The sequence below is a fragment of the Nostocoides vanveenii genome, from assembly GCF_039531165.1.
GTDB classification, from domain to species: domain Bacteria; phylum Actinomycetota; class Actinomycetes; order Actinomycetales; family Dermatophilaceae; genus Nostocoides_A; species Nostocoides_A vanveenii.
The window spans coordinates 1-16,022 of sequence record NZ_BAAAPN010000021.1; the positions used below are offsets into that span (position 1 = coordinate 1).

Annotated in this window: 19 protein-coding genes and 1 pseudogene; 19 read left to right on the top strand and 1 reads right to left on the bottom strand. The window is 68.7% G+C overall.

Translation table 11 applies throughout. The features are described 5' to 3' along the window. Positions 1–279: 279 nt before the first annotated feature. From ABD209_RS03965 to ABD209_RS04055, 19 genes and pseudogenes are all read left to right on the top strand, one after another. The gene (locus ABD209_RS03965) at positions 280–1,200 is read left to right on the top strand and encodes an HNH endonuclease (RefSeq protein WP_344062451.1); all 921 of its coding nucleotides are present in this window, start codon (positions 280–282) and stop codon (positions 1,198–1,200) included. Between the two features lie 226 nt (positions 1,201–1,426). Beyond that, a complete protein-coding gene (gene urtA, locus ABD209_RS03970; RefSeq protein WP_344062456.1) occupies positions 1,427–2,710 on the top strand; it encodes an urea ABC transporter substrate-binding protein in 1,284 nt (427 codons plus the stop codon). A gap of 179 nt (positions 2,711–2,889) precedes the next feature. Continuing rightward, positions 2,890–3,774, top strand: a complete 885-nt coding sequence (gene urtB / locus ABD209_RS03975; RefSeq protein WP_344062459.1) for an urea ABC transporter permease subunit UrtB — start codon at positions 2,890–2,892, stop codon at positions 3,772–3,774. Then, on the top strand, positions 3,771–4,874 hold the full coding sequence (gene urtC, locus ABD209_RS03980; RefSeq protein WP_344062462.1) for an urea ABC transporter permease subunit UrtC: 1,104 nt from the start codon (positions 3,771–3,773) through the stop codon (positions 4,872–4,874). The genes urtB and urtC overlap by 4 nt, the downstream gene beginning before the upstream one ends. Next, entirely contained in the window at positions 4,871–5,692 is an 822-nt protein-coding gene (gene urtD / locus ABD209_RS03985; RefSeq protein ID WP_344062465.1) for an urea ABC transporter ATP-binding protein UrtD, read from the top strand. Before urtC ends, urtD begins: the two co-directional genes overlap by 4 nt. Then, complete coding sequence (locus ABD209_RS03990) at positions 5,692–6,381, top strand: ATP-binding cassette domain-containing protein (protein ID WP_344062467.1); 690 nt, start codon at positions 5,692–5,694, stop codon at positions 6,379–6,381. The genes urtD and ABD209_RS03990 overlap by 1 nt, the downstream gene beginning before the upstream one ends. Before the next feature lie 10 nt (positions 6,382–6,391). After that, positions 6,392–6,688, top strand: a pseudogene (locus ABD209_RS03995) (urease subunit gamma); the annotation flags it as partial. A gap of 42 nt (positions 6,689–6,730) precedes the next feature. After that, the gene (ureB, locus tag ABD209_RS04000; RefSeq protein ID WP_344062632.1) at positions 6,731–7,021 is read left to right on the top strand and encodes an urease subunit beta; all 291 of its coding nucleotides are present in this window, start codon (positions 6,731–6,733) and stop codon (positions 7,019–7,021) included. Then, positions 7,014–8,717, top strand: coding sequence for an urease subunit alpha (locus ABD209_RS04005; RefSeq protein WP_344062469.1), 1,704 nt, complete (start codon positions 7,014–7,016; stop codon positions 8,715–8,717). Before ureB ends, ABD209_RS04005 begins: the two co-directional genes overlap by 8 nt. Positions 8,718–8,752: 35 nt before the next feature. Further along, on the top strand, positions 8,753–9,430 hold the full coding sequence (locus ABD209_RS04010; RefSeq protein ID WP_344062471.1) for an urease accessory protein UreF: 678 nt from the start codon (positions 8,753–8,755) through the stop codon (positions 9,428–9,430). Further along, positions 9,423–10,196 (top strand): urease accessory protein UreG, encoded by a 774-nt coding sequence (ureG, locus tag ABD209_RS04015; protein ID WP_344062473.1) that lies wholly within the window; start codon positions 9,423–9,425, stop codon positions 10,194–10,196. The genes ABD209_RS04010 and ureG overlap by 8 nt, the downstream gene beginning before the upstream one ends. Continuing rightward, on the top strand, positions 10,180–10,914 hold the full coding sequence (locus ABD209_RS04020; protein ID WP_344062476.1) for an urease accessory protein UreD: 735 nt from the start codon (positions 10,180–10,182) through the stop codon (positions 10,912–10,914). Before ureG ends, ABD209_RS04020 begins: the two co-directional genes overlap by 17 nt. 43 nt (positions 10,915–10,957) lie before the next feature. Continuing rightward, positions 10,958–11,671, top strand: a complete 714-nt coding sequence (locus tag ABD209_RS04025) for a helix-turn-helix transcriptional regulator (protein WP_344062479.1) — start codon at positions 10,958–10,960, stop codon at positions 11,669–11,671. A 9-nt stretch (positions 11,672–11,680) separates the two neighbouring features. Next, positions 11,681–11,983, top strand: coding sequence for a DUF2249 domain-containing protein (locus tag ABD209_RS04030; protein WP_344062482.1), 303 nt, complete (start codon positions 11,681–11,683; stop codon positions 11,981–11,983). Between the two features lie 56 nt (positions 11,984–12,039). Then, positions 12,040–12,642: a hypothetical protein gene (locus tag ABD209_RS04035; RefSeq protein WP_344062485.1), complete on the top strand. Its 603-nt coding sequence runs from the start codon at positions 12,040–12,042 to the stop codon at positions 12,640–12,642. Between the two features lie 252 nt (positions 12,643–12,894). Next, positions 12,895–13,149 (top strand): hypothetical protein, encoded by a 255-nt coding sequence (locus ABD209_RS04040; protein ID WP_344062488.1) that lies wholly within the window; start codon positions 12,895–12,897, stop codon positions 13,147–13,149. 21 nt (positions 13,150–13,170) lie between these two features. Beyond that, positions 13,171–14,079 (top strand): hypothetical protein, encoded by a 909-nt coding sequence (locus tag ABD209_RS04045; RefSeq protein WP_344062491.1) that lies wholly within the window; start codon positions 13,171–13,173, stop codon positions 14,077–14,079. A gap of 82 nt (positions 14,080–14,161) precedes the next feature. Further along, entirely contained in the window at positions 14,162–14,506 is a 345-nt protein-coding gene (locus tag ABD209_RS04050; RefSeq protein WP_344062494.1) for a hypothetical protein, read from the top strand. 14 nt (positions 14,507–14,520) lie between these two features. Next, positions 14,521–15,825: a multicopper oxidase domain-containing protein gene (locus ABD209_RS04055; RefSeq protein ID WP_344062497.1), complete on the top strand. Its 1,305-nt coding sequence runs from the start codon at positions 14,521–14,523 to the stop codon at positions 15,823–15,825. Here the strand turns inward: ABD209_RS04055 and ABD209_RS04060 are convergent. Beyond that, positions 15,815–16,009, bottom strand: coding sequence for a hypothetical protein (locus ABD209_RS04060; protein WP_344062500.1), 195 nt, complete (start codon positions 16,007–16,009; stop codon positions 15,815–15,817). The two genes, ABD209_RS04055 and ABD209_RS04060, sit on opposite strands and share 11 nt — an antisense overlap. Between the last annotated feature and the right edge of the window lie 13 nt (positions 16,010–16,022).

The following is a 16,022-nucleotide window of genomic DNA, read 5'->3' on the forward strand; positions in this document are numbered from 1 at the left end:
ATCTGGAACCTCACCCCCGGCAGCTACGACACCCACCTCACCCAATGGCGACGAACATCCGCCTGACGGGGAAATCCCGTGTGCCCCGCGCTGCAAGGGCCTGCCGCATACCGTCTGCGCAACGAGTTCGACCTCCCCGCGGGACGAGCCGGACTCGCCCTGACTTCTCGGATGGCCGGTCGTGGCTACTTCGCGGGCGGCAGCCGTGCCGAGCCAGATCCTTCTGCGTTGCGCGGAGCGTATCGGACCACCGACCCCGAGGTCTGCCAAGCTGGCCAGGTGCTATCTGTCGATGAGGAGTGGGAGTTGCGGCGTGCCGCCGGCGCCTGGCTTGCGCTCCGCACCAATGACGGCACCGACGCGATCAGCCGAGAGATACTGACGGAGTTCACCTTCCATGGCGAGCGCCTTCCTCTGGTCGATCGGGGCCGCGGCATCCGCAAACCCGCGATTTGCCAGGCGGCACTCTCCCTCATGACCGTGCACACGCCCGATGGCCACAGCCGACCCTATGAGGACGTTCAAGGCCGCGACGGGCTGCCACGCTACAAGCTGCGAGCAGACGCACCCGGGACGGCCGAGAACCTGGCTGTCGCACGGGCGCAGGAGTTGAAGCTCCCGGTGATCTGGCTGATCGGAGTCGCCCCTGGCTGGTTCCAGGCGATCTTCCCGGTCTACGTCATTGGCTCAGAGCCGACACTCGACCAGTTCGTCCTTGCCTACGACCGCGCGCAAGCGATGCCCTTGCCTCAATCGGCTGCACCCTCGCCCCTTGAAGAGACGCTGCGCCGGTATGCCGTCCGCGAGACTCGGCAGCGCTTCCACCAACCGGTTTTCCGGTCAATGGTGATGCGCGCCTACGAGACCACGTGTGCTGTCTGTTCGCTGCGGCATACCCAACTTCTCGACGCCGCGCACATTGTCGATGACGCCGAGGAGGCGGGGGTCGCATCGGTACGAAATGGACTGGCGCTGTGCAAAATTCACCATGCCCCCTATGACGTCGGCATCCTCGGCATCTCTGCGGACTACCGCGTCGGGATCCGCGACGACATCCTGCGCGAAGTGGACGGGCCGCTCTTCGAGCACGGGATCAAGGGACTGCACGTGACGCGCCTGATGAAGTTGCCCGCTCGACGTTCGGATCGTCCAGACCCCGACTTGCTGGCCTGGCGCTTCGATCGCTTCGAGTCCGCCTGACCGCTCAGAAAGCGGTCGGCGGGCGGGTTAGCCCCCGAGCCGGCGCCCGACTCACGACGGTCGCCGGTCGTTGTGAGTTCCTCGACATACCCCCGAAATGTGACGGCGACGGACGCGTTACGCGCGGCTCCTAGGGTCCCCGGTCAGGCCATCGAATGGCCTCGGCAGCGTCGCCGGTCTCCCTAACTGCCAGCGGCGCTACTGCCGAGAAGGGTGGCACCCCAACGTGTCCAAGTCCTCCGTTTCCCGCCCCGCCGTCCGCCCGGCGGCGGCCGCTGCGGGCCTCGCCATTGTCGCGCTGACTCTCGCCGGCTGCGGCGCCAAAACAAGCACCACCACCTCGTCCGTCAATGGCTCCGCCGCGGCCGCCAGCGCCACGTCGTGCGTCAACACCTCGGGCAGCAGCATCAAGATCGGCTTCCTCAACTCCCTCTCCGGCACCATGGCGATCTCCGAGAAGACCGTCAACGACGCGCTCAACATGGCGGCCAAAGAGATCAACGCCGCCGGCGGCGTCCTCGGAAAGCAGCTCGATGTCGTGACCGAGGACGGCGCATCCGAGCCGACGACCTTCGCCGAGAAGGCCAAGAAGCTCATCTCATCCGACTGTGTCGCAGCGGTTTTCGGCGGGTGGACATCGGCCAGCCGCAAGGCGATGCTGCCGGTCTTCGAGGGCCAGAACAGCCTCCTCTACTACCCCGTCCAATACGAGGGTCTCGAGGCGAGCAAGAACATCTTCTACACCGGGGCCACCACCAACCAGCAGATCATCCCCGCCTTGGACTACCTGAAGGAGAAGGGCAAGACCAAGCTCTTCCTCGTCGGCTCCGACTACGTCTTCCCGCGCACCGCCAACAAGATCATCAACGCCTACGCCAAAGCCAATGGCATGACAGTCGTCGGTGAGGAATACACCCCACTCGGCAGCACCGACTTCGCCACCATCGTCGGCAAGGTCAAGAGCTCCGGTGCGGACGCGGTCTTCAACACCCTGAACGGCGATAGCAATGTCGCCTTCTTCAAGGAGTACACCAACGTCGGCCTCAAGGCCGCGACCCTACCCGTCCTCTCGGTGTCCATCGCCGAGGAGGAGGTCCAGGGGATCGGCGCCGCCAATATCGTCGGCCAGCTCACCGCATGGAACTACTACGCGACCATCGACACCCCAGTCAACACGAAGTTCGTCGCCGACTTCAAGGCGATGTATGGCGACAAGCGCGTCACCAGTGACCCCATGGAAGCGGCCTACACCTCGCTCTACCTGTGGAAGAACACCGTCGAGAAGGCGAAGTCCTTCGCCGTCGCCGACGTGCAAAAGGCCGCCGGCGGCGTGAGTGTCGACGCCCCGGAAGGCAAGGTCACGATCAACGGCGAGAACCACCACATCGCCAAGACCGCGCTCATCGGCGAGATCCACGACGACGGCCTGATCTACACCGTGTGGAGCAGCGGCAAGCCGATCGAGCCCGACCCCTTCCTCAAGGGCTACGCCTGGGCCAAGGGACTCTAGTAACCCCCACGAAGTTCTCCGCTCGCAAGCTCACTCCGATACTTCGCGGGGCCCCCGATACGCCACCCCCACGAAGTTCTCCGCTCGCCACACAACCACGACGGATGCCGCGGCCTCGCCAGCGGTGAGGCCGCGGGCATACGTCGACATCACCTCTCCCACAACCGGAACGGACCACGATGGACGTCTTTGCGAGCCAGGTGTTCGCCGGGCTCTCGCTCGGCTCCGTGCTTCTCCTCGCCGCGCTCGGACTCGCTCTGACCTTCGGTCAGCTCGGAGTCATCAATATGGCGCACGGCGAGTTCCTCATGATCGGTGCCTACACGGCATACGTCGTCCAACGCGTCGTGACGGATGCGGGCATCTCGTTCCTGATCGCCCTGCCACTGGCGGCGGTCATCGCCGGCATCCTCGGCGTCGCTCTCGAGTGGGCCGTCATCTCGCGCATGCGCGGCCGCCCACTCGACACTCTCCTGGTCACATACGGCGTGGCGCTCCTCCTCCAGCAACTCGCCCGCGACATCTTCGGCGCCCCGAATATCGATGTGCGAGCGCCCGATTGGCTCTCGGGTCCGATCGTCATCGGTGGGCTGTCGATGCCCAAGACGCGCCTGATGATTCTTGCGCTGAGCATCGGCTGTGTCGCTGCCGTAGCGCTCCTGCTCACCCGCACCCCGATGGGTCGCCGCATCCGAGCGGTGGTGGGCAACCGCGATCTCGCGGAATGCAGCGGCATCGCGACCGCACGCGTCGATCGGCTGACCTTCTTCCTCGGCTCCGCGCTCGCCGGCATCGCGGGCGTCGCGCTGACCCTGCTCGGATCGGTCGGACCGACCGTCGGCCAGAACTACATCGTCGACGCCTTCCTCGTAGTGGTCGTCGGCGGCATCGGCCGCGTGTGGGGAGCCGTGCTCGCGGCGATGGCGCTAGGTCTGCTTCAGTCCTTTCTCCAACTGTGGAGCGACGCCTCGCTGGCCAAAGTGCTCGTCCTGCTCGCCGTCGTCGCCTTCCTCCAGATCCGGCCGCAAGGCTTGTTCACCGTCCGCACGAGGAGTCTGGCATGATCGCTCTCACCCAAAGCTCCCGAGCCCGTCTGGTCGCGGGACTCGTCGCCTCCATCGCCCTGCTCGCGGCGGCACCCGCCGTCCTCTCCGACTTCCGGCTGCTCCTGCTCGCCAAATTCCTCTGCCTGGCCATGGTCGCCGTCGGCATCGGCCTCGCCTGGGGCCGCGGCGGCATGCTCACGATGGGCCAGGGTGTCTTCTTCGGCCTCGGCGGCTACCTGATGGCCATGCACCTCAAGCTTGCCGACGCCGGCCCAGGGGGCGTGCCCGACTTCATGCAGCTCTACGGCACCGGCGTCGTGCCCGCGTGGTGGGAGCCGCTGCGCTCCGGACTTGTCACGCTCCTGCTCATCGTGGTGCTACCAGCGGCCCTGGCGTGGTTGCTCGGTACCGGCGTCTTCCGGCGACGCGTGCGGGGTGCCTACTTCGCCATCCTGAGTCAAGCGCTTGTGGCGGCCTTCGCGATCCTGCTCATCGGGCAGCAGCAGAGCACCGGAGGGACCAACGGGCTCAACGGATTTCGCTCTTTCCTCGGCTATGACCTGACCGATCCGGTCAACCATCAGACCCTGTATGCCCTGTGCGCGGCCGTCCTGATCGTCATGGTGCTCATCGTCCGGCAGCTCTACCGCTCCCGCTGGGGGGAACTGCTCCTTGCCGTCCGCGACCAGGAGAATCGCGTCCGTTTCCTCGGCTACGACCCGGCCTCGGTCAAGATCACTGCCTTCGTCATTGCCGCCGTCTTCGCCTCGATCGGCGGAGCGCTCTTCGTCCCGGTTGTCGGCATCATCTCGCCGGCCGATGTCGGCGTCACCGCCTCCATCGGTTTCATCGTCGGCGTAGCGATCGGGGGCCGTGCCTCGGTGCTCGGACCGCCGCTCGGCGCGATCGCCGTCGCGTGGGCGCAGACCAGCTTGTCGGAAAACTTCCCATCGGCGTGGACGTATGCCGAAGCCGCCCTCTTCATCGTCGTCATCGCCGTGCTCCCGGCGGGCTTGGCCAGCCTGCCAGCACTCGCACGGCGGGTGACGCACCGGCGTGCGGGTGAGGCCACGGCATACGCGCACGGCACCCCAGCCCCTGTGGAAGGATCGCTATGACCAGCCCCGGCCGACACGGCGGCGTCGACGCCGAGCGACTCGGCAAGCTCATCACGCCGGACCCCGAAACCATCCACGACTACCTCGAAATCCGCGGTTTGCGTGTGGCTTTCGACGGCTTCGTCGCCGTGAAGGATATCGACCTGACGGTGACCCGTGGTGACCTGCGCTTCCTCATCGGTCCCAACGGCGCCGGCAAAACCACGGTCATCGACGCCATCACCGGGCTCGTCCCAGCGACCGGAAGCGCCGCCTTCGGCCGCAAGGAATTGCTCGGGAAGCCGGTTCACCGCATCGCCCGGCTCGGCGTCGGCCGGACATTCCAGACCGCCAGCGTCATCGAAGAACTCGACGTGCTGAGCAACCTCGACCTGGCGGCCGGTGCGAGCAGACCAGCGGTCAGCCGGCTACGTGCGCGACGCGGCGTGCCCGCCAGCGTCGAGGAGGCGCTGGAGGCCATCGGGCTGGCCGATGAACGCTTCCGGAGCGCCGGAGCGCTCGCCCACGGCCAGAAGCAGTGGCTCGAGATCGGCATGCTGCTCGTCCAGGGGGCGCGCCTGCTGCTGCTCGACGAGCCGGTCGCTGGAATGAGTCACTCCGAACGCGAGCAGACCGCGGACCTGCTCCGCGCCATCTCGCCGCACCGCGTTGTTGTGGTGGTCGAGCACGACATGGAATTCCTTCGCGCCGTGGCTGATTCGGTGACCGTGCTCGCAGCCGGTGAGGTCCTCGCGCAGGGCACCGTGGCCGAGATCCAGAACGATCCGCGCGTCCAGGAGATCTATTTGGGTACGCCCGTCCACGAAGGGGGACGCTGATGCTGACGCTGGAGAAGGTCCGGCTCGGATACGACCGGACGACAGTCGTCCACGACGTGTCGATCGAAGTCCCGGACAGCGGGATCGTCGCCGTCCTCGGCCACAACGGCGCCGGAAAGACCACCTTGCTGCGCGGCGCAATCGGGTTGCTGCGCCCAATGGCGGGCCGCGTCGTCTTCGACGGCGAGGACGTCGGCCGGCTGGGGCCGTCCGCGCGCGTGGCGCGCGGGCTGGCCTACGTCCCGCAGGGGCAGCAGGCCTTCGGTGATCTCTCGACGAGGGAGAACCTGCGGCTCGTCGCCGAGCAACACCGCGCTCCGGCGTCCCGAATGGACGAGGTGCTCGATCTCTTCCCCGCCCTCGCCGAGCTGATGGATCGGCGCGCGGGCCTACTCTCCGGGGGGCAGCGACAGCAACTGGCCATCGCCCGCGCACTGCTGACCGGGCCGCGACTGCTGATGCTCGACGAGCCGACCGAGGGCATCCAGCCCAATGTCGTCCAGCTCATCGAACGGACCATTGTCGAACTCGCCGCGGCCGGACTGGCGGTGCTGCTTGTGGAGCAGCACGTCGGCTTCGCCCTCCAGGCGGCCAGCACGTATGCCGTGCTCACCAGCGGCCGCATCACCGACCGTGGCGAGGGTGGCGCCACGTCGACGGACACCGTGCGCACGGCCATGCGGATCTGAGGCCACGGTCATGCATCTGATGCCTTCGGATTCGGAGAAGCTGCTGCTCGCCGTCGCCGGCATGCTGGCGCGGGACCGCCTGTCCCGTGGCCTACGCCTGAACTATCCCGAGACCGTCGCCCTGCTCTCGATGTGGGTCGTCGAGCGCGCCCGGGAGGGTGCCTCGGTGGCCGAGTTGATGGCCCAGGGGAGTTCGGTTCTCAGCCCGAGCCAGGTGCTCGCCGAGGTCCCGGGCATGCTGCACGACGTGCAGGTCGAGGCGACCTTCCCCGACGGTCGCAAGCTGGTTACGTTGCACCATCCGCTCGGGCACGGGCGGGCGGGGGTGGCACCGGGCGGCATACGGACGATGGACGGGACGATCACGATCAATGTGCGCCCGGATGGTGAGCGAATCGCCCTGCGCATCGAAAACACCGGCGACCGGCCGGTCCAGATCGGCTCGCATCTGCACCTGCCCGACGCCAATGCCGCGCTCGCCTTCGATCGCGCTGCGGCGCAGGGCTTCCGGCTCGACATTGCCGCTGGGACGTCGGTGCGTTTTGAACCAGGTGTTGCCCGGGACGTGACGGCGGTCAGCCTGGGGGGCGCGCGTCTTGTGCCCGGCCTGCAGATCCGGACGGCGGCGCACGATGGCTGAGCTGACGCGCGCTCAGTATGCCGCCCTGACCGGTCCGACGGTCGGTGATCAGATCCGGCTCGGCAACACCGACCTGTGGATCGAGGTCGAGCGTGACCTGACGGTCGGCGGCGACGAGGCGATCTTCGGCGGGGGCAAGTCGATCCGGGAGTCCATGCTGCAGGGGACAACGACCCGCGCCGAGGGCGCCTTGGACACGGTCATCACCAATGTCGTCCTCCTTGACCACTGGGGGATCGTGCGCGCCGATGTCGGCATCCGCGACGGCCGGGTCGTCGCGCTCGGCCATGCCGGCAACGCCGACATCGCCGACGGTATCGATTCGTTGTTGCCCATCGGCCCGGCCACGGATGTCATTGCCGGAGAGGGAAAGATCCTGACCGCGGGCGGCATCGACATGCACGTCCACTTCCTCTCCACGAGCCAGGTCCACGAAGCCCTCGCCGCCGGCCTGACCACCCTCGGTGGTGGCGGGACCGGGCCGTCGGAGGGGTCCAAGGCGACCACGGTGACACCCGGGTCGTGGCATCTCGCCTCGGTGCTGCGGGGACTGGACCATCTGCCCGTCAACCTGCTGCTGATGGGCAAGGGCAACACCGTCAGCGCAGAAGGGCTGGCCGAGCAGGCGCGCGGCGGGGCCGCGGCCTACAAGGTGCACGAGGACTGGGGATCGACGCCTGCCGCGATCGACGCAGCCCTGCGCGCCGCGGACGAGTGGGGGCTGCAAGTGGCGCTGCACAGCGACTCGCTCAACGAGGCCGGATTCGTCGAGTCGACGCTGCGGGCCATCGGCGGACGATCCATCCACGCCTTCCACACCGAAGGCGCGGGCGGCGGGCACGCTCCGGACATCATGACGATTGCCTCCCATCCCAATGTGCTGCCCGGGTCGACGAATCCGACGCTGCCGCACACGGTCAACACGGTCGCCGAGCACCTGGACATGCTCTTGGTGTGTCACCACCTCAACCCGCGGATTCCGGAGGACCTCGCCTTCGCCGAGTCGCGGATCCGGGCGACGACGATCGCGGCCGAGGACATCCTCCATGACGCCGGGGCGCTGTCGATCACCAGCTCGGATGCGCAGGCGATGGGCCGCATCGGCGAGGTCATCACGCGGACCTGGCAAGTCGCCCATGTGATGAAACATCGGCGCGGGCCGCTCTCGGCATCCGAACGCGCGGACAATGATCGGGCGCGGCGCTATATCGCGAAGTACACGATCAATCCCGCAGTGGCCCATGGCATTTCCCACCTCGTGGGCTCGGTCGAGGCAGGCAAGATGGCGGATCTGGTGTTGTGGGAGCCGGCCTTCTTCGGGGTTCGTCCGAGCGTGGTGATCAAAGCCGGCTCGATCGTCTGGGCAGCCCTGGGCGACCCGAATGCGTCGATCCCGACGCCGCAACCGGTGCTGATGCGGCCCGCCTTGGTTTCGCGGTCGGCAGCGGCGGAGTCGGTGGCCTTCGTCGCGCCGGTGGCGATCGAGGAGGATCTCGCGGGCTGGCTCGGGCTAGGTCGCACGCTGGTGCCGGTCCGCCCGACCCGCGGGGTGACCAAAAGCGACATGGTCAACAACGCGGCCCTGCCAGCCATCGCGATCGACCCTGAGACCTTCGCTATTCGCATCGACGGCGAACTGGTCATTCCAGAGCCGGCAACCGAACTCCCTCTGGCCCAACTGTATTCGTTGTTCTGACGGAGTCGGCAATGGATGGCGATGGAGTGTGGGCGATGATCGTGGACCCTGACATGGCGGGGCTGCTGATATTGGCCGACCCCCGATTGCCGGTCGGTGGGCACACCCAGTCGGGCGGGTTCGAGCCGGCGGTGCTCGGTGGCTGTGGGCTCGCGGACCTGCCGGACTATGTGGAGGTGCGATTGCGGACGGTCAGCGCCGTCGACCTCGGCACCGCCGTGGCCGCGTATGCCGCGCTCGGCGCGCCGTCGGATGGGCTGGCCGATGTGCATGCGCACTGGGCGGCACGGACACCAAGCCACGTGCAACGTCAGGCGTCGGAATCCGCCGGCTCAGGCATGCTGCGGCTGTTGCGCCGGCTCTTCCCGCACCACGTGGCCACCGCGCTCGTCAGCGAACTGCCCACGGCCCCACGACCGATCACGTATGCCGCTCTGGGCCGCGCGTTGGGTGCCTCGCCTCGCGAGGTGGGCGCAGCCTTGCTCCACGACGATGTGCAGGCCGTGACCTCAGCGGCCCTCAAACTGCTCCCGGCCGACCCCGTCGATGCGGTCGGCTGGGCATTGGCGACGCGGGGAACGCGGGCCGAGTTGCTGTCCGCCGCTCTTGCCTGCCCGGGGCGACCGGACGGCATACCGGCCCGCTCGGCACCGCAGCTAGAAATGTGGGCGCATAACCACGACCGAACGAACCGGAGGCTCTTCCGTGCCTGAATCCCCTTCTCCGACAACACAACGCGCTCTCCGCATCGGCGTTGCCGGCCCGGTGGGGACGGGCAAGACGTCGATCATCGGCGCCTTATGCCGAACGCTTGCAGAGCGCATTTCGCTCGCCGTGGTCACCAATGACATCTATACCGACGAGGATGCCCGCATGTTGCGCGCGGCGGGGGTCCTGGATCCGGACCGAATCCGTGCGGTCGAGACCGGAGCGTGCCCGCATACGGCGATCCGCGACGACGTCACGGCGGATCTGACGGCGATCGAGGAGTTGGACGCGACTTATGTCCTTGACGTCGTTCTTGTGGAGTCCGGTGGTGACAACCTGACGGCGACCTTCTCGCCGGCTCTCGTGGACGCGCAGCTCTTCGTTCTCGATGTCGCGGGGGGCGGTGACGTCGCGCGCAAAGGTGGGCCGGGGATCACCCGCGCCGACCTGCTGGTGATCAACAAGACCGACCTGGCACCGCACGTGGGGGTCGATGCAGACCTGATGGTCGCCGAGGCATCGGCTGCGCGGGACGGCAGGCCCGTGCTGGCCCTGTCGCAGCGGCAACCGGACAGCCTTGCGGCACTAGGCGATTGGCTGCTCGATGTGCTTTCGACTCATCGCGCTGGCGTGCTCGTGCCGAGTGACCCTGGGCCGATGGCGCCGCACACGCACGGCCCTGGTGAGCCTGCGCATACGCACGGCCCGGGGGAGCCGGCGCATACGCAGGGGCACGGTGGTGAACGGCACGCGCATGACCACGCGCGCTGAGCCGCGCACGACCCGTGTCGCCGTCCAGTGCCACGACGGTGACGCCCGGCTGACCTGTCACGCGGGGACCTTCTCGGCCCGGGCCACATCGGCGTCGGGAAGGCTGGTGTCGGCCGTGCTTGTGGCGACCGAAGCGTCGCTGCTGGGCGGCGATGACCTGGCGCTCGAGATCACTGTCGGGGCCGGGTGCACGGTGGCGCTGACCGATGTCGCGGCGATGGTCGCCTATGACGGGCGTGGTCTCGGCGCGTCCTGGCGGGTGTCGATCGACCTGGCCGCGGGTGCGTGCCTCGACTGGCGGTGCGAGCCGCTCGTCGTGACCGACGGCGCTCACGTGGTCCGTTCGCTCGAAGCTCGACTTGCGGGCGACGCTCGCCTCGTTGTCGACGAGACGGTGGTCCTTGGACGGACCGGCCAGGCCGGTGGGCAACTGGAGTGCTCGACCGAGGTATGGCGTGATGGCCGGCCGGTGCTGATCGAGCAGGTGACCTACGCCGGCCACGCCGAGGTGGCCGCGTCGCAGCGGTTCGTGCGCGGGCCCAGCCGCTGCGTCCGGACCCGTCTCGACACCGGAACGGGCGGGACCGCGGTGGTGGAGGCATCGCGGGCGGCCGCGGAGGCCGGGAGTGCCGGGAGCGGCCTAGATGCCGGCGATGCGGTCGTCCTCCGACTGGCCGCAGGTGGCACCGTGACCCGGTGGCTGACTCAGCCTGCCTGAGCCCGTCCTCCCGTCTCGCCGCATTTTTAGTACGATCAGAACCGTGGAAAATACACCGGCCACCGAGGGGGCGGACGCGCCGACCCTGGGGCCGCGCAGTATCGCGGTGGATCCCGTGGTCGCGACGCCGGCACAGGCCGAGGTGCTCGACCATCTCAGAACGATGCGCGCGCCCGTCACGGCCGCACAGCTCTCAGCCGAGCGCAATCTTCACCCCAACACGGTCAGAGAGCACCTCACGGCATTGGTCGACCTTGGTCTTGTCGAGCGCACCCGGCTTGCCCCCGCGGGCCGCGGCCGCCCGACCTACGGCTATCAGGTGGCCCGCGCCACCAGGGCGGACGCGACCACTGCGCTCGTCTCGGCTCTGGTCGCCCATCTGGCCGAGACCGAAGTGGAGCCCGCGCAGATTGCGGCGACCCTCGGGCGCTCGTATGCCGCCCACGCGCCTGCCGGCGATCACCTCACTGCCCGTGCTTCCCGGCTGCGCCGAACGCAGGTCGTCGTCGAGGCGATGCGAGAACTCGGCTTCGCCGCCGAGAGCGACCCGGCGGGGCGCATCGTGCGACTGCGCAATTGCCCACTGCTCGACGCGGCCCGCTCTGCCCCTGACATCGTCTGCGGCTTCCATCGCGGCCTCGCGCAAGGCCTCGCCGACGCGGCCGGCCTCGATCCCGCAGCCGTGCATCTGACGCCCTTCGCCGAAGCCGGCGCCTGCCGGCTCGATCTGACCCCGATAAAGCAGAAAGCCCCCTGAGGAGAACTCATGTCCGAGACCGCCCATCCCGACCTCGGTCTCACCGAGGCGACCCACGCCTGCGCCTGCGGCGAGCACGACGAGGACCTGCCCGAGCTCGACGCACGTGCAATCCCGCACGCCATCCGCCACGCCGCAATCTTCGGCGCCCTCGACGGCCTCGCCCCGGGCAAGGGCCTGGTCCTCATCGCGCCGCACGACCCGCTCCCACTGCTCGCCCAGATCAGCAAGCGCGACGGTGACGCGATCGATGTCACCTACCTCCAGCGTGGCCCGGACGCGTGGCGCCTGCGGATGCACCGCGTGCGCTGACCCCAGCGCGGCGCGCATGGTCGTGACCAGCACGCGCATTTAGTACGCCTAAAGCCGTGAATAAAGATCGGGCCCAGCCGGTGATCGCTCGCAGCGATCTCCGGATGGGCCTGATGCTTCCCGGCGGCATCTGCCTTCTCGCCGGCCTGTCTGCCGGCCTCCTCCTGATCGCCGACCCCGCTCCGGCGGACCCGGCGCGCCTGCCCGACGTGCACGGCGTCGTCATGGTGCTGGGTTTCCTCGGCACCCTGATCAGCCTCGAACGCGCCGTTGCGCTGCGCCAACCCCGGGCGTATGTCGAACCCGCCGCCCTCGGACTTGGCGGCATTGCGCTTGCCGCCCCACCCGTCCCCCTCGTCGTCGGCCGGAGCCTGCTGATGGTGGGCTGCGCCGTGGTGGTGGCAACCCTGGTCGCCCTCTCCGGCCGCCAGCACGACGACCCGACCGCGACCCAGATCCTCGGTGCCGCAATGGCATTCGGTGCCGCTGCCCTCTGGACCAAGCTCGATGTCGCCGACCTCCTGCCCTGGCTGGTCAGCTATATCGTCGTGACCATCGCGGCCGAACGCGTCGAGCTCGCCCGCCTCACCATGCCGCTGTGGTCGGGGCGCGTCCTCCTGCTCACGTCAGCGGCTCTCCTGCGACGACCGCCCTGCTGAAGCCAGACGCCGGCGCGCACGTGTTTGGTGCACTCCTGGTGGTGCTGGTCACCGGCCTGGCTCGCATCGAGGTAGCTCGGCAGACGATCCGGTCCACCGGGTTGCCGCGCTACTCCGCCGCGGCGCTCCTGCTCGGCTACGTCTGGCTCGCCGTCGCCGGCGTGACGTTGCTCGTCGGTGGATCACCTAGCTCGCCGGAGCGCTACGACACGGTCGTCCAGGCGACCGCTAGGCGTCGCGATCTCGATGGTCATGGCGCACGCACCCGTCATCTTTCCCGCCGTCCTGCGGCGGCCGTTGCCTTATCGCACGGCGATGTGGGCACCACTGGTTCTGCTCCAGGTCGGCCTCGCCTTTCGCATCCCGCTGGGCAACGGCTTTGGCCGGCAACGCCTTTGGGAGCTCGGCGGCATCCTGAACGTCGCCGCACTCCTGCTCTTCGTCGCGACGACCGTATGGAAGTCTGGTCACCGCCCGACGTACACGGTCCGCCGCGGCCGCACCTGACCGCGTGGCGTCGACGGCCCTATGACCGTTCTTGAGACCAAACCCGTCGAGCCCGCGACGCCGACGCGAAGCGTGTGGCCGTGGCGCGATCATCCCTCCTTCCTCTGGCTGCTCGTCGCCGGCATCGTGGTCGCTATCCGGCCACTAGTGCCGCACGCGGATTGGCTGCTCATCCACCTCGTGCTGCTCGGTGCCCTCACGCATGCGGCCATCGTCTGGAGCACCCACTTCACGCAAGCCCTCCTCAAGACCGGCCCCACGATTGATGTCCGGAGAACGCAAAGCCGCCGACTGGAACTGCTTTTCGCCGGAGTCGCCCTGGTGCTCACGGGCGTCGTCGCCGAGCGCTGGGTGCTCACCGTCACCGGCGCCATCCTGGTATCGGGCGCCGTCGTCTGGCACGCCGTCATGCTGTGGCGACGCCTGCGCGCCTCCATTGCCGTGCGCTTCCGCACGACCGTCCACTACTACCTGGCCGCAGCGACCTGCGTGCCCCTCGGCGCGACCTTCGGCGCCCTCCTGGCCCGCGGGCCCGATGACGACCTGCGCGGCCGCCTGCTCGTCGCCCACACCATGGTGATGGTCCTCGGCTGGCTCGGCCTCACCGTCACCGGCACCCTGGTGACGCTCTGGCCGACGATGCTTCGCACCCGCATGGATCCTCGGGACGAACGCCTTGCCCGACAAGGGCTGCCGATTCTCATCGGCGCCGTCATGGTCATCGTCGCCGGCGCGCTCACCGGTGTTCAACTCCTCGCAGCCGCCGGCCTACTCCTCTATCTCGCCGGCGGGGCCTGGTGGGGTCGCGCCCTCTGGCTGCCGCTGCGCCAAGCCACCGACCGAGTTCGCCCCGCTCTCCGTGGCGGCCGCCCTGATCTGGGCGCTCAGCGCGATTGGGTGGATCGCGGGAAACCTTGTCCTGCAGGATAACTGGGCCGATATCGGCGATGCTTATGGTCATCCCGCCGCCGTCCTCGCTGCTGGCTTCGCGCCGCAGGTCCTGCTCGGGGCGATGTCCTATCTCGTCCCCAGTGTCATCGGTGGCGGCCCGGCCGCGGTCCGCGCCGCCGGCCCGTGGGTCGACAAATGGGCCGTATGCCGTTTGGTCACCATCAACGGCGGCCTCGCCCTCACGCTGCTCCCGACACCACCCGCGGTCCGGGCGTTGCCTGCGGGAGTGGTGGTGGCGGCATACGGGCTGGCGCTGCCGTTGCTGGGACTCGGGATCCGCGCGAGCCTGCGGGCGCGGCGCGAGCGGCCCGACCGCCTCGCCGCCCACCGTTGCGGCACCAGGCGGATCGTCGGTCGATCTGGTCGTCTCGTCAGTTCGTCGCCGGCTGCTGCACGCTCGCCCTAGCAGTGTGCGGCGGTGTGCTCGTCGACCCTGGGGCGGCCGGCTTCCCGGTGACCAGCACCGCGCCAACTGGCCCGCAGATCGCGGCGAGCGGGCATACGACGACGGTGCGGGTGACGACCAAGGACATGCGCTTCCACCCAGACACGGTCGCTGTGCCCGCCGGCGATCGGCTCGTCATCGAGGTGGCCAATACCGACCCGGAGACCAGCCACGACCTCGTCCTCGCCAATGGCGCCAAGACACGCCGCCTGCGCCCGGGCACCTCCCAAACGCTCGACGCCGGCGTGCTGGCCGGGTCCCTCGACGGCTGGTGCTCGGTCGTCGGCCATCGCCAGATGGGCATGCGCTTCACGGTTCGCGTCATCGGCGGGTCGGCGAGCGCGCACCCGGCCAGCCCGTCTCCGACCGCCACCACCACACCGGTCGATCTCCACGGCACCCCGGGACCGGACGTCCGCGCCACCGACGCCCGCCTCGCTCCCGCCACCAAGACGACAACGCACCGGGTCACGCTGACCGTCACCGAGGCGGAACTCCAAGTCGCACCAGGCGTTTGGCAACGCCGCTGGCCCTACAACGGGACCGCTCCCGGTCCGACGCTGCGCGGCCATCTCGGCGACATTTTCGACATCACCATCGTCAACGACGCCTCGATGGGGCACTCGATCGACTTCCATGCCGGCTCGCTTGCACCGGATGAGCCGATGCGCACCATCCCGCCGGGCGCCACCCACCGCTACACCTTCACGGCCACGCACGCCGGGATCTGGATGTATCACTGCTCGACGAGGCCGATGTCGGCGCACATCGCGGCGGGCATGCACGGGGTGGTGATCATCGATCCGCCGGAACTTACGCCCGTGGACAGGGAGTACGTCCTCGTCCAGTCCGAGGTCTACCTCGGCCCCAACCATGCCCGTGGGTCGGCGTCGGAGGTGGACGCCGCCAAAGTCACCGCCGAGACGCCGGATGCAGTGGTGTTCAACGCCGTCACCGGCCAGTACGACCATCACCCCCTGACCGCCCGCATCGGCGAGCGAGTCCGCTTCTGGGTCCTCGACGCCGGCCCCAATCGGCCGACGTCCTTCCACATCGTCGGCGGGCAGTTCGACACCGTCTATGCCGAGGGGGCGTGGCTGCTGCGCGGCGCCCCGGGTCAGCCCGATGCCCCCGGAGGCGCCCAGGTCCTTGCCCTTGCCCCGGCTCAGGGCGGCTTCGTCGAACTGACCTTCCCCGAGGCCGGGCACTACCCGATCGTCAGCCACCTCATGGTCGATGCCGAGCGCGGTGCCCACGCGATCATGGCGCTCACGCCCTGACCAGGCGTGCCCGCCGCTCCAGGTCCGCGGCATAAAGCTCGGCAATCACTGCGGGCGCCGGGCGTCCTCGGAGCCGGCCGACCACCACGCGATGCGGGGCGGCGACTCCAAACCCGCGCAAGACGTCGGGCAGATCGGCGATGTCGACCAGAATGTCGACTTTCGCCTCGGCGAACTCATCCACCTGACGTCGCCGG

Bases quoted from the DNA above. Each gene is read 5' to 3' on its own strand.
- urtB (WP_344062459.1), top strand. From the start codon at position 2,890: ATGGACGTCTTTGCGAGCCAGGTGTTCGCCGGGCTCTCGCTCGGCTCC.
- urtC (WP_344062462.1), top strand. From the start codon at position 3,771: ATGATCGCTCTCACCCAAAGCTCCCGAGCCCGTCTGGTCGCGGGACTC.
- urtD (WP_344062465.1), top strand. From the start codon at position 4,871: ATGACCAGCCCCGGCCGACACGGCGGCGTCGACGCCGAGCGACTCGGC.
- ABD209_RS03990 (WP_344062467.1), top strand. From the start codon at position 5,692: ATGCTGACGCTGGAGAAGGTCCGGCTCGGATACGACCGGACGACAGTC.
- ureB (WP_344062632.1), top strand. From the start codon at position 6,731: ATGGACGGGACGATCACGATCAATGTGCGCCCGGATGGTGAGCGAATC.
- ABD209_RS04005 (WP_344062469.1), top strand. From the start codon at position 7,014: ATGGCTGAGCTGACGCGCGCTCAGTATGCCGCCCTGACCGGTCCGACG.
- ABD209_RS04010 (WP_344062471.1), top strand. From the start codon at position 8,753: ATGATCGTGGACCCTGACATGGCGGGGCTGCTGATATTGGCCGACCCC.
- ABD209_RS04020 (WP_344062476.1), top strand. From the start codon at position 10,180: ATGACCACGCGCGCTGAGCCGCGCACGACCCGTGTCGCCGTCCAGTGC.
- ABD209_RS04030 (WP_344062482.1), top strand. From the start codon at position 11,681: ATGTCCGAGACCGCCCATCCCGACCTCGGTCTCACCGAGGCGACCCAC.
- ABD209_RS04040 (WP_344062488.1), top strand. From the start codon at position 12,895: ATGGCGCACGCACCCGTCATCTTTCCCGCCGTCCTGCGGCGGCCGTTG.
- ABD209_RS04045 (WP_344062491.1), top strand. From the start codon at position 13,171: ATGACCGTTCTTGAGACCAAACCCGTCGAGCCCGCGACGCCGACGCGA.
- ABD209_RS04050 (WP_344062494.1), top strand. From the start codon at position 14,162: ATGTCCTATCTCGTCCCCAGTGTCATCGGTGGCGGCCCGGCCGCGGTC.